Source organism: Clostridium sp. HBUAS56017, assembly GCF_007115085.1.
GTDB lineage: Bacteria > Bacillota > Clostridia > Clostridiales > Clostridiaceae > Clostridium > Clostridium cibarium.
Genome location: NZ_SULK01000010.1, coordinates 43,666 through 57,371 on the forward strand (window position 1 = coordinate 43,666; position 13,706 = coordinate 57,371).

9 protein-coding genes are annotated in these 13,706 nt (G+C 30.3%); all 9 read left to right on the plus strand.

What is annotated here, in order from left to right:
• Nucleotides 1-30 precede the first annotated feature (30 nt).
• The 9 genes from FAY47_RS10080 (at nucleotide 31) to FAY47_RS10120 (ending at nucleotide 13,682) form a co-directional block, all read left to right on the plus strand.
• On the plus strand, nucleotides 31-2,109 hold the full coding sequence (locus tag FAY47_RS10080) for a hypothetical protein (protein ID WP_143316586.1): 2,079 nt from the start codon (nucleotides 31-33) through the stop codon (nucleotides 2,107-2,109).
• A gap of 127 nt (nucleotides 2,110-2,236) precedes the next feature.
• Nucleotides 2,237-3,121: a glucose-1-phosphate thymidylyltransferase RfbA gene (gene rfbA, locus FAY47_RS10085; RefSeq protein WP_143316587.1), complete on the plus strand. Its 885-nt coding sequence runs from the start codon at nucleotides 2,237-2,239 to the stop codon at nucleotides 3,119-3,121.
• A gap of 20 nt (nucleotides 3,122-3,141) precedes the next feature.
• Nucleotides 3,142-4,035: a dTDP-4-dehydrorhamnose reductase gene (gene rfbD / locus FAY47_RS10090; protein ID WP_143316588.1), complete on the plus strand. Its 894-nt coding sequence runs from the start codon at nucleotides 3,142-3,144 to the stop codon at nucleotides 4,033-4,035.
• A gap of 245 nt (nucleotides 4,036-4,280) precedes the next feature.
• Nucleotides 4,281-6,164, plus strand: coding sequence for a DUF2142 domain-containing protein (locus tag FAY47_RS10095; RefSeq protein WP_143316589.1), 1,884 nt, complete (start codon nucleotides 4,281-4,283; stop codon nucleotides 6,162-6,164).
• Nucleotides 6,165-6,375: 211 nt separating this feature from the next.
• A complete protein-coding gene (gene tnpA, locus FAY47_RS10100) occupies nucleotides 6,376-6,849 on the plus strand; it encodes an IS200/IS605 family transposase (RefSeq protein ID WP_143316590.1) in 474 nt (157 codons plus the stop codon).
• Between the two features lie 445 nt (nucleotides 6,850-7,294).
• Complete coding sequence (locus FAY47_RS20290) at nucleotides 7,295-10,831, plus strand: N-acetylmuramoyl-L-alanine amidase (RefSeq protein ID WP_185966792.1); 3,537 nt, start codon at nucleotides 7,295-7,297, stop codon at nucleotides 10,829-10,831.
• 281 nt (nucleotides 10,832-11,112) lie between these two features.
• Complete coding sequence (locus tag FAY47_RS10110; RefSeq protein ID WP_185966793.1) at nucleotides 11,113-11,469, plus strand: EamA family transporter; 357 nt, start codon at nucleotides 11,113-11,115, stop codon at nucleotides 11,467-11,469.
• A gap of 289 nt (nucleotides 11,470-11,758) precedes the next feature.
• Nucleotides 11,759-12,769 carry a UDP-glucose 4-epimerase GalE gene (gene galE, locus FAY47_RS10115; RefSeq protein ID WP_143316592.1) on the plus strand — a complete coding sequence of 337 codons (1,011 nt, stop codon included), beginning with the start codon at nucleotides 11,759-11,761 and terminating at the stop codon, nucleotides 12,767-12,769.
• Between the two features lie 199 nt (nucleotides 12,770-12,968).
• Nucleotides 12,969-13,682, plus strand: coding sequence for a glycosyltransferase family 2 protein (locus FAY47_RS10120; RefSeq protein WP_143316593.1), 714 nt, complete (start codon nucleotides 12,969-12,971; stop codon nucleotides 13,680-13,682).
• The last annotated feature ends 24 nt before the right edge of the window (nucleotides 13,683-13,706 follow it).

The window sequence follows — 13,706 nt, forward strand, 5'->3', positions numbered from 1 at the left end:
TATGTAAATATAAAAAGTTAGAGGTGTATAATGGGAGAAAAACTTAAATATTACATAAAATTATTAATTCCATTGTTAATTTTGGTTGTTTTGAACTTTTATGTAATGGAGGGTAAAAGAGCTATTATTACAGCATTAGTAATAGTAGCGTTATATATTTTTATTTTGTTTATAACTGAGAGAAAAAACAATATTATAAATATTGATAATATACATAGAAAAAGGTATCATATAGCAATTATGCTTTTTGTAGTATTAGTAGCTTTTAAATTTCATGGCTCTTCAATTCAATATTGGGATAATTACTATCGAGATTATGGAGATAATTATACCAAGACTATATTTTGGGGAGAACCAAGAAGTATTAGATCTGATGAATGGTTATCTCAAACCCCAATGTATATGGCCCAAGCAAGCCAAGAAGGTGGACTTGAAAGATATAATACAAATATAAATCCAGATGGGCAAGATATGGTGATGGCATATTCTACACCTGTAGCTGATCTTACTATGATAGGAAATCCAGTTAATTGGGGATACTTATTTTTAGATCAAGAAAGAGCATTTTCATGGTATTGGAATTTTAAAGCTATAGCATTATTTTTATTATCATATGAAATGGCATTAATATTATCTAAGAGAAGTAAAAATATAGCTCTATTTGGTGCTGCGTTAATATCTTATGCAGCAGCTTCACAGTGGTGGTTTAGTACTGTTATACCAAATTTAGTTATGTATTCACAAGCTTGTATAGTTGTAACTTATTACTATTTTAGGGTTAAAAGTAACAGTATAAAGAGTAAAATAGCTTTGGCTACTATATTTGCTATTTCAGGGATTGGATATATATTAAATTTATATCCAGCAATTCAAGTGCCTTTAGGATATTTGACTGCCATCTTATTCTTGTATTTAGCATTTAAGAACAGAGATAAAATTAAGAAAAAGGATATAATTATATTTAGTACTTCAATTGTTGCAATATTAGGAGTAATAGGATATTTCCTTATAACTGCCAAGGATTCTATTCAGGCAATATCTAATACAGTTTATCCTGGTGCAAGGTTTGAAATAGGCGGAAACTATGACTTAAAGCTTATAAGTAATTATATATTTGATTGGTTACTTCCATATAGAGAAATTAAGTTTTCAAATGCATCAGAATTAAGTGGATTTGTAAGCTTGCTTCCATTAATAATTATTCTATTTTTCTTTAAGAAGAAAGAAGATGAAGATAAAATATTAATAAATGTCCTATTTGTATATATGTTAATAATGCTTTCATTCTTGCTAGTTAGTTATCCAAGGATAATAGCTAAAGTAACATTATTTTCATACAGCACCACTAATAGGATGATGGTGATTATGGGGCTAGCATGTAACTATTTGTTATTCATGTTGCTTCCAAGATTAAAAGAAGGAATAACTAAACTTCGTGTAGCTATTCCAGTTACAATTATAACTATTTTTATTATATTTATTCCTCATTATCACACTATATCTCATGATTATTTAAGAAGATCAGGTGCTATTATTGCAATATTAATTTTTAGTACTTTGATATATTTAATTGCTAGAAGAGATATAAAAAGATTAGTTCCATATGGAGTGATTTTGATGTTAATTACAGGGTTCACTGTTAATCCAATAGCTAGAACTCTAGCACCGATATTACAAAAAGAAGTGAGTAAGGCTGTAACAAGCATTAATAAAGAGTCACCTGGTAAATGGGTAGCTATAGGTGAGCGTAGCCGTTTTGGTGGACAGTTCCTTTTTGCCAATGGAGTTGAAACATATAATGGAGTTAAATATTATCCTAATTTAGATATGTGGCATGCTTTAGATGAAGAGAGAAAATATGAAGATGTTTATAATAGGTTTGAACATACTATAGTTAATTTGACTGAAGATGAGACAAAATTTATATTACTTCAACCAGATTGTATTGAAGTTAGGATAAACATAAATAGTTTTGATAAAACAGGCGTAAAATATGTAATGAGTAGTGAAAACTTAGATTTTTATAATAAAAATGGAAAACAATTATTTAAACAATTATACTATAACGAAACTGATCATACTTATATTTATGAATATATAAAAGAATAGATATTTATAAATTTAGCAACATCATTATCATATAAAAGTAAGAATAAATGTGATATAATTTTTTTATGTTTTATTTCGTAAAACAATTACATTTATATATACAAATAAGAAAAAGAGGGTGACGTATTTGAAAGGTATTATATTAGCCGGGGGATCAGGAACTAGATTATATCCTGTTACTAAAGCTATGTCAAAACAGATGGTTCCAATTTATGATAAGCCAATGATTTATTATCCTATGTCAGTATTAATGTTAGCTGGAATTAGAGATATATTAATCATATCTACACCAAGAGATATAGTAAACTTTAAAGAATTGTTTAGAGATGGTAGTGATTTAGGGTTAAATATAGAATATGCTATACAAGAAAAACCAAATGGATTAGCTGAAGCATTTATTATTGGAGAAAAATTTATAGGTAATGATTCTGTAGCTATGATATTAGGGGACAATATATTCTATGGACAAAGTTTTTCAGCAACATTGAAAAAAGCTTCAGATCTAGAAAAGGGAGCATATGTATTTGGTTACTATGTTCAAAATCCAAAGGCTTTTGGAGTTGTTGAGTTTGATGAAGATGGTAAGGTTGTATCATTAGAAGAAAAGCCAGAACAACCAAAATCAAAATATGCTGTTCCAGGACTATATTTCTATGATAATACAGTTGTTGAAAAGGCTAAAAAGTTGAAGCCATCAGATAGAGGCGAATTAGAAATAACAGATTTAAACAAAGTTTATATGGAAGAAGAAACTTTGAAGGTTCAACTTCTTGGAAGAGGTATGGCATGGCTTGATACCGGTACACATGCATCAATGCTTCAAGCTTCAAATTTTGTTGAAGCAGTGCAAAATACTCAAGGAACTTATATAGCGTGTTTAGAGGAAATTGCATATAGACAAGGTTGGATTAATGCTGATAAAGTAAGAGAATTGGCTAAGCCTTTATTAAAGACAGGATATGGAACATATTTAGTTGATGTGGTTGAAGAGCTGGAAAGAAAAAATAAATAGGATTGTAAGGTGATTATACAGTGAAAATAGTAATTACAGGTGGAAAAGGACAGTTAGCAAATGAATTTAAAACAATTCTAACAACAGGGGAAGCTGAGATTGCTAAATGTCCAATTGATATTGCAAAATGTGAAACTATATATGTTGATGTAGATGAATTGGATATTACAGATTTAGATAAAGTAAATGAATTTACATTAAGGGAAAAACCAGATGTTATCATCAATTGTGCAGCTTTTACAAATGTTGATGGATGTGAAAGTAATAAAGATGCTGCATTTAAAGTAAATGCTTTAGGAGCTAGAAATTTAGCTATAGCAGCAGAAAAAGTAGGAGCAAAACTTGTTCATGTATCTACAGATTATGTATTTTCAGGAGTTGGAAGTGTTCCATTAGCTGAATGCGAACAAACTAGTCCTGTTAGTGCTTATGGAACTACGAAGCTTATGGGAGAAAATTATGTAAGAGAGTTTTGCTCAAAGTATTATATAGTAAGAACTGCATGGTTGTATGGATATGTAGGTAAGAATTTTGTTTATACAATGATAAATTTAGGTAAAACTAAAGAAGCTATAAAGGTTGTAAATGATCAAAGAGGAAATCCAACAAATGCTAATGATTTAGCTTATCATATTCTTAAGTTGATAAAGACTGAAGAATATGGAGTATATCATTGTACAGGTGAGGGAGAATGTAGTTGGTATGATTTTGCAAGCAAAATTATAGGACTTTCAGGAGAAAACTGTAAGGTAGGGCCAACTACTTCAGAGGAATATGCAAAGGAATATCCGAATTCTGCAAAGAGACCTGAATATTCATCCCTTGATAATATGATGCTTAGATGTACTGTTGGAAATGAAATGAGGCATTGGGAAGAAGCTATTACTACTTTTATGAAAAATATTAAAAAATAAATTAAAATTTAAATCAATAGGTTAGAACTTTTATATTCTAACTTATTGTTTTTTGAGAGAAAAGTTTTTTTAAATGTCTTGAAATAATTTTCTTTAATAAGTTTATATTATTTATTTGTAAAGTATAATATATATGATGTTGGTTAATAATAAGAAAAAGTATATTTTATTAAAAATTTAGTATATATTAGATTTTAACTTTGTTTATTAAAAATATAAGATTTAGTATTTAAAATGGGGGAAAAATGAACAAAAGAAATTTGAATCAAATTAAAAAGGTATTTGTAATGCTTTTATTAGCAGGTATTATAGCAGTTATAGCTGAAAGTTTTATATTTAATTTCGCATATTTCACAGTACCAAAAGCTGAAAGAGGATTGTCAGAATTAAACTTAGAAGATTTGAAATTAAATAATATTGACAAAAAAGGCAACGAACTTATAGTAAAAGGAGAAAAGCCTAGCTTTGAAATTGATAGTAGTAATAAGGTATTGCGACTAAAAATAGAATTGATAAGTGGAACAGGAAATTTTAATGTTCAACAAGAAGATGGAAAAATAGAATATAAAAGCGACACAGATTTTAAGAATTACTTGATATTAAAGGTTGAGAATGGGAAAGATATGAAGTTTAATGTTGCACCTCAAGGTGAATCAAAAACCATATCTATAAACAGTATACAAATTGATAATGAATTTTCCTTTAACTATTTAAGAGTTTTCCTTATTTTTTCATTAATAGCAATATTGGAATACTTCATATTATTTAGTAAGGTTGCAAAGGAAAAGTTACATATAACTTTTTTTGTGATAGCTATTTTATTGGGAAATTGTCTTGCATTATTAACACCTACTTATTTCCCATATGATGAAAAGGATCATTTTATAAAAACATATCAAACTTCAAGAGGGGTATTTGGATTCTCTAAAGAAGAAGTTCCAATAAAGTGGATAGATAATAGTGATGATTTCTTAAAAATTGATACTACTAGATCTAGATTCAATAATTATGAAGAAAGAGTTGAATATGAAAAGAAATTTAGTAGTAAAGAGTATAATAGAGAAGAGGCATATTATACAAGTGCTGTAACATATTTGTCAGTACCATATATTCCATCTGCGTTAGGAATATTTATAGGTAGATTGATTGGATTATCCTTTATTCATACCTTCTATTTAGGTAGAATTTTTTCAGTAATAGCTTTTGCTATCGTGGGTTCAATTACAATAAAGAAGGTTAAAGCAGTAAAAAGATTAATTTTTACCATTGCATTACTTCCAGCTGTTTTATATTTAGTTGGTTCATATTCGGCGGATCCAATGACTCTAATTTTTGCCTTGGCTGGAGCTGGTATTTTTATTAATATGCTTGCTAGTAAAGAGAATGGAGTAAATTATAGGCATATTGTAGGTTTTGCAATTTGCATATCAATAGTTGCAATGGGAAAAGTTCCTTATGCACCATTAAGTTTGTTAATATTGCTAGTTCCTAAGAAAAAATTTAATATTAATAATAAAAATAAAGTCCTTTTAATAAAGTTTATAGTACTAGCTGTAATAGGAATTGTAACTATTGCTGCAATTTTATTTTCACGTTCAAAAGGACTTAGTCAATGGAAAATGCCGGGTGCTGATTCAACTAAACAAGTATTGTATATTTTGCATAATCCTTTGCAATATGCTAGAACTTGTTTAAAGTTTATTTCAGAGTCAGCATTATCATATTTTGAAGGTGTATCTACTTCGTTATGTTATGTAAAACAGTTGGATAAAATTTGGTTAGTATATAGTATGGCTATTCTATTTGGTTTAGCAGCGATTGATAATGAAACACACATTGTAAAGCTTAGAGTAATTGATAAAATAGTTATTTTTATTTCTATAGCAGTAGCTTGGGAATTAGTTATTACAGCTATTTACATGGCTTATGCACCTGCAGGAGCTGCAGAAATTTATGGAGTTCAAGGAAGGTATTTTGCACCTTTAATGCTACCATTTTTGTTATTATTCCAAACAGATAAGGTAACTAACAATTTTAATAAAAAGAATATGAATCTTGTTCTATCACTAATGATTCTATTGCCTTTACTAGCATTAATTTTTAGAGTGTTTTTAAATTATAATGCTTAAAGAGGTATACTAGTTTTATAATTTAATATTATATTTAAAAATGAAGGGCGTTGTATTTTGGAGCGACCTTCATTTTTTGTATTTTGAATACCACCCGCTACGCGGGTGGTTCTAAAGAGCTTTCAGCGGTGAGTAGAAAATAAAAAACCTCCATTGTAAAATTATAGTAGGTTTGCCGACCAATACTATAAAACAAGGAGGTGTGTCCGTAATGGACAATAGTAGTTTAGCACATAGTAAATGGAATTGTAAATATCACATAGTTTTCGCGCCAAAGTATAGGAGACAAATAATATATGGAAAGATAAAAGCGGATATTGGAAGAGTTTTAAGAGAATTGTGTGAGTATAAAAAAGTAGAAATAATCGAAGCGAATGCATGCAAAGATCATATACATATGTTGGTTAGTATACCACCAAAATTAAGTGTGGCACAGTTTATGGGATACTTGAAAGGAAAAAGTTCATTGATGATTTTTGATAGACATGCAAATTTAAAGTATAAGTATGGCAATAGGCAATTCTGGTGTAAGGGATACTATGTTGATACTGTGGGAAGAAACAAAAAGGTTATAGAAGAATATATAAAGAATCAAATACAAGACGATATAGCATATGAACAATTGAGTTTAAAGGAATATATTGCCCCGTTTACGGGTGAGCCGGTAAACGGAAACAAAAAATAAAGCACCTTTTAGGTGCAAGTTTGTAAAGGTATGCGGTTGGCAAACCGTTCAACGTGCGAGTAGCACAGCCAGTAACAAAGCCTTACAGGCGCAGAGCAAACCACCCGTTTTACGGGTGGTCCTGATTTAAGAGTAAAAAAGCTTTATTTTTGAGCAAGTCCAAAAAGTTGGTAGGGTCTATGTGGAATTTTATTACGTTATAGGGACTAAAAAAGATACTACCGAGGAAGTTTTGTAAGTTGTTTTAAAGAAAATGGAAATATAACCACTTGGGGGAATGGAGAATATTAGTTCAAAAAGCCACAAGTTACATTAATAGGTCTATTTTCGACAAAATGTGTGAGAATTCATGCTTTTATAATGAATAAAATATAGATAAATTGTTTACCTAAAAAAGCGAATATGCTAAAATTAATAGGTAAATTCAGAAGAAAGGGGGGAAACTATGAATAATAAGAAAAAGGTTATATCTACAATATTAATCTTTATTTTTGCATTCAATTTAGTGCCTGCGCTGACAGTTAAAGGATTAGATAACATTAATATTGTTTCAGATACTTTAGTTACAGTAGATGAAGCAAAAGAGTGGGCTTCTTCAAAAGGTGCAACACAAACTTTCATAAGCTTAGCCCAATATTATTGGCAATATGCAAAATCAAGAGGAGGAGTAAATCCGGCGGTGGCATATGTACAAGCTGCGAAGGAAACCGGTTATGGGAAATTTGGAGGTGTAATTGATGAATCATATCACAATCCATGTGGTTTAAAGACAGCTGCTGGAGGAAGCGATACTGATCCTAATGCACATCAAAGATTTGATAGCTGGGAACAAGGTGTACAAGCCCATTTAGATCATTTAGCGGTATATGCTGGAGCAACAGGATATCCTAGAAGTGATACTTATGATCCAAGATGGAAATGGGTTAAAGTTGGAAGTGTTAAAACAGTAGTAGATCTTGGAAGAAATTGGGCGCCGAGTACTACATATGGAACTGAAATAATGAGTATGTATAATGAATTATACAATACATCTAAAAACCCAAAACTAACAGGAGAAATAACAGCACCAATGCAGTTTGCTAAGATTTCAGGAAAGACAATGACAGTAACAGGATGGGCAATAGCAGAATCAGGTGTTAAAGAAGTACAAATTTTTGTAGATGGTCAATTGAAGGGAAAGGTAGTTCCTAATATAGCTACTCCAGATATTGATCAAAAATATCCAGGACATGTAAATGGTAATACCAGTGGTTATGAGCTTGATGTAGATGTTTCAAATATATCTGCAGGTTATAATGTTATAATTGCAAGAACTATAGCAAATGATGGAAGCATAAAAGATGCAGGAAGAACTGTTTATTTTAACAAGCTAGAATCAAAAGGTGAAATAACATCACCATTGCAATTTTCTAAAATCCCAGGAAATACAATGAAAGTAACAGGATGGGCAGTTGCAGATTCGGGTGTTAAAGAAGTTAAAATATATGTTGATGGTGAATTTAAAAGTACAGTAGTTCCTAATAAAACAACAACAGATATTGGTAAAACTTATTCGAATTATCCAAATGCAAGTACAAGCGGATATGAAGCAAATGTTGATATATCAAATGTGTCTGCAGGAAACAAAGTAATAATAGCAAGAATTGTAGCAAATGATGGTAGTATAAAAGACACAGGAAGAACAGTATATGTGGATAAGTTAGAATCAAAGGGAGAAATAACATCACCATTGCAATTTGCTAATATAGCAGGAAAGTCAATGACAGTAACAGGATGGACAATAGCAAATTCAGGTGTTAAAGAAGTTCAAATATATGTTGATGGAGAACTAAAAAGTACAGTAGTGCCAAATAAAGCAACAACAGACATTGGTAAAACTTATTCAAATTATCCAAATGCAAGTACAAGCGGATATGAAGCAAATGTTGATATTTCCAATGTATCAGAAGGAAACAAAGTAATAATAGCAAGATCTGTAGCAAATGATGGTAGTATAAAAGATGCAGGAAGAACAGTATATGTGGATAAGTTAGAATCAAAGGGAGAAATAACATCACCATTGCAATTTGCTAAGATGCCAGGAAATACAATGAAAGTGACAGGCTGGGCAGTTGCAGATTCAGGTGTTAAAGAAGTTAAAGTTTATGTTGATGGTGAATTAAAAAGCACAGTAGTTCCTAATAAAACAACAACAGACATTGGAAAAACTTATTCAAGTTATCCAAATGCAAGTACAAGCGGATATGAAGCAAATGTTGATATATCAAATGTGTCTGCAGGAAGCAAAGTAATAATAGCAAGAATTGTAGCAAATGATGGTAGTATAAAAGACGCAGGAAGAACAGTATATGTGAATAAGTTAGAATCAAAGGGAGAAATAACATCACCATTGCAATTTGCTAATATAGCAGGAAATACAATGAAAGTAACAGGATGGACAATAGCAAATTCAGGTGTTAAAGAAGTTCAAGTTTATGTTGATGGAGAACTAAAAAGTACAGTGGTACCAAATAAAACCACAACAGACATTGGTAAAACTTATTCAAATTATCCAAATGCAAGCACAAGTGGATATGAAGCAACTATTGATATATCAAATATTGCAGCAGGAAATAGAGTTATAATAACAAGATCTGTTGCAAATGATGGAACAATAAAAGATGCAGGAAGAACTATAAACATAAATAGATTAGAAACTAAAGGAGAAATACAATCTCCTAGACAGTATGCTACCATAACAGGAAATACAATGACAGTAGCAGGCTGGACAGTTGCAGATTCTGGAGTTAAGGAAGTACAAATATATGTTGATGGAGAACTAAAGGGGACAGTAGTACCAAATGTAGCTACATCAGATATTGCAAAGACTTATTCAAATTATCCGAATGCAAGTACAAGTGGATATACAGCAACAGTAAATATATCAGATATAACAGAAGGCAATAAGGTAATTATTGCAAGAACTGTTGCCAAAGATGGAAGCATAAAAGATGCTGGAAGAACTGTTTTTGTGGATAGATATCAAACTAAAGGAGAAATAAATACTCCTGAGCAATTTGCTCTAGTTCGTAATAATCAATTGACAATCTCAGGATGGACAATAGCAAAATTAGGAGTAAAAGAAGTACAGATATATGTAGATGGAAAGTATAAAGGTTCTGTAGTTCCTAATAAGTCAACACCAGATGTTAAATCGCAGTATCCAAGTTATCCAAATGCAGAAACAGCTGGATATGAAACAACTGTAGATATTTCCGATATTGCAACAGATGGTGATAAACTAATAATAGCAAGAACTGTTTCGAATGATGGAACAATAAAAGATGCAGGAAGAACATTTACTCGAAAAACTAAAACATTAATAGTTTTAGATCCAGGTCATAACTACGGTGGTGACTATGGAGCTGATTCGAATTTTAATGGAGTGTATTATAGTGAAACAGAACTAAATATGCTAGTTGCGATAAAGCTTCAGAGTAATCTTCAAGCTCAAGGGTATCAAGTAGTTATGACAAGACGCCTAGGAGAAAGATCTATGGATGATCTAAATACAAGTTTGCGTAATAGAGCTATATTAGCTAATGATTTAAATGCTGACTTGTTTATTAGTATTCATCATAATTCGGCAGAGCCTAATACTACTGCTAGAGGGTCAGAAGTATATTATACTGAGAGAACTTCAAATGAACGAGATGCAGGAATGCCTCCACATAATCCAGATAAATTTACTAAATCACGTGATTTGGCCATAGGCACAGCAGAAAGAATTAGTGCGAATACTGGATTTGCAAATAGAGGTGGAAAAGGCGATGTTAGTAGCTTAGGATTTGGTTTATCCGTTCTTAGAAATACTAAGATGCCTGCAATACTTGTTGAATGTGGATATATTTCGAATCCAACAGAAGCTAGTTTGTTAGCTAACAATTCAGTTCAACAAGCAACTGCTAATGGAATTACTCAAGCAGTAAAAGCAAGATATTAAATTAGAAATTGAGGGTGAAGAAATGATTTGAAAATCATTTCTTCACTCTTTTTTGCTTTTAGTAAGAAATAAGGAACGTTTTTTTATGATAAAGTTTTTAAGTATTTCTCTATGGCGTTGTTGTTTATTAAATTAAAGCATGATATAATTTGATTGATTGTTTTGTCTAAAAATGCAGGAATGCATTCTAAATTGTTAATTATAGATTTGTAATTATTTAGGGAAAAACAGAAATTTATTAGAGATGGAGAGAATAGATGAGTTGTATGAAGGAGGTAAGAATGGGGAATTATATAATAGTAGCAATATATCTAACACTTTCAGTAGCAGGGATGGTTCTATTTAAATTAGGATGTCAAAAAGACTTTTTGTTAAATGTATCTACAGGTGTTTTTAGCATGAAAATAAGTTTCTTGTCAATTGTGGGTTTATTATGCTATATTGGTAGCTTTTTGTTATATATGTTTTTGCTAACAATATTTGATATGTCATACATATATCCTATTACTACAGGGATAGTACAAGTGTTGACAGCTATATTTGCTGTTTTTGTATTTAATGAAGTCTTTACGATTCACAAGGTTATAGGAACAATCTTTATATTAATTGGGGTAGTTTTAATTAGTATAAAAAAATAGAGTTGATATAATATTATATAAAAGCACAATAAGTGCTTTAATTTATTTTTTAAATATTTGTTATTTTGGAACTAAAAAAGTAGTTAAAGTATATGAAATATAGTAGTTGAGTATAAGTGTGTAAACTTCACATATAGTATAAATTATGGTAAAATGATTAGTAGAATATTTGAATTATAGAACTAATTTATAAATATAAAGTTAAGAGATTATGTTGCAAATTGTAAATAATTTTATGAGATATAATTAGCTCGGTGATTTTATTAATATGATAGGAGTGGATAGTTAAATGGCTGTTTTAATTAGCGGAGGATTAGGATACATAGGAAGTCACACATCAATTGAAATATTAGAAGCAGGAATGGATGTTATAATTGTTGATAACTTATTTAATAGTAAGGAATTGGTTAAGGATAGAATTGAGCAAATAACGAAGAAAAAAGTAACTTATTATAATATTGATGAAACTGATGAAAAATCTTTAGAGGTAGTATTTAAAGAAAACAAGATTGATTCAGTAATACATTTTGCGGCATTAAAAGCTGTAGGTGAGTCTGTGGAAAAACCATTAGAATATTATTATAATAATTTAATTAGTACTTTAGTAATGCTAAAACTTATGAAAAAGTATGACGTTAAAGATTTTATATTTAGTTCATCAGCAACTGTATATGGAAATGCTGAGGTTATGCCTATAAAAGAAGATTTCCCATTATCGGTTACAAACCCTTATGGTAGAACAAAACTTATTATTGAGGATATGTTAAGGGATATTTATTATGCTGATAACACATGGAATATAGGAATTTTAAGATATTTTAATCCTGTAGGTGCACATATAAGTGGGTTAATTGGGGAAGAACCAAATGGAATACCAAATAATCTTATGCCATATATAACAAAAGTAGCTATTGGAGAGCTAAAAGAGGTTAGTGTATTTGGTAATGATTATGATACTGTAGATGGTACTGGTGTTAGAGATTACATACATGTAGTAGATTTGGCAAAAGGCCATGTTAAAGCACTACAAAAGTTGGCATCAAAACCAGGTTTGGTGACATATAATTTAGGTACAGGTAAAGGATATAGTGTAATTGAATTAATTAATGCATTTTCAAAGGCGTCAGGAAAAGATATACCATATAAAATAGTAGGAAGACGTGCTGGAGATGTAGCAAGTTGCTATGCAGATCCAACAAAAGCAAATGTAGAATTAAGTTGGAAAGCAGAAAAAGATATTAATGATATGTGTAAAGATTCTTGGAGATGGCAGAACAGTAATCCAGATGGATATAAATAAGAATTAGCAAATTTTTGTAGCTAAACATATTAAGTTTAACGAATTGAATAAGGTGAAGTTAGGTATTTAGCTGTTTAAATGCCTAGAGTTTTATATAGACAATAAATTAAAAAGGTGATATACTTTATTGGATATTTCGTAGTATCAATAAGTAAATTTTAGTAATATATTTATGTTTTTATATAAATAGGAGGAACATATGAAGGAGCTATTGGTAATTGTGCCAGCATATAATGAGGAAAAGAATATAGTAGGGGTAATCGATGAGCTTAAAAGAGATATTCCAGAGGCGGATATTTTAATTGTAAATGATTGTTCAACAGATAATACTTTAAATGTTATTAAGGAAAAAGAAGTAGATTATATTACAACTCCTTTTAATTTAAGGTATGCAGGTGGAGTGCAAACAGGGTTTAAATATGCATTACATAAGAATTACAAGTATGTAGCTCAATTCGATGGTGACGGTCAGCATGTAGCAAAAGAGTTAGCAAAATTGTATGAAATAGCTAAGTCTGATGAATGTGATATTGTTATAGGGTCAAGGTTTTTAGAAGAAACTGATTATAATCATGCATTTTTTAGAAAAATAGGGACATCAATATTCCAAAAGATAATAAAGATGACATGTAAAAGAGAAATAACAGACCCTACATCAGGGTTACAAGTTCTAAATAGAAAAGTATATGAGAAGTATTCAAAAATCAATAATTATCCTGAGTACCCTGATGCCAATTTAATAATAGAAATGCTTTTACAAGGATATTCTATAAAAGAAGCACCAGTTAAAATGAAGGAAAGAATTTATGGGGAAAGTATGCATACGGGTATTTGGTCGCCTATTTCTTATATGGTAGGAATGTTTTATAGCATTTTTTTAATTTTAATAAAACACAAGAGATTAAAAAATTAGCTTTATAGAAAGAAGGAGATACAA

Bases quoted from the DNA above. Each gene is read 5' to 3' on its own strand.
- FAY47_RS20290 (WP_185966792.1), top strand. From the start codon at position 7,295: ATGAATAATAAGAAAAAGGTTATATCTACAATATTAATCTTTATTTTT.
- galE (WP_143316592.1), top strand. From the start codon at position 11,759: ATGGCTGTTTTAATTAGCGGAGGATTAGGATACATAGGAAGTCACACA.
- FAY47_RS10095 (WP_143316589.1), top strand. From the start codon at position 4,281: ATGAACAAAAGAAATTTGAATCAAATTAAAAAGGTATTTGTAATGCTT.
- FAY47_RS10080 (WP_143316586.1), top strand. From the start codon at position 31: ATGGGAGAAAAACTTAAATATTACATAAAATTATTAATTCCATTGTTA.
- FAY47_RS10110 (WP_185966793.1), top strand. From the start codon at position 11,113: ATGGGGAATTATATAATAGTAGCAATATATCTAACACTTTCAGTAGCA.
- FAY47_RS10120 (WP_143316593.1), top strand. From the start codon at position 12,969: ATGAAGGAGCTATTGGTAATTGTGCCAGCATATAATGAGGAAAAGAAT.
- tnpA (WP_143316590.1), top strand. From the start codon at position 6,376: ATGGACAATAGTAGTTTAGCACATAGTAAATGGAATTGTAAATATCAC.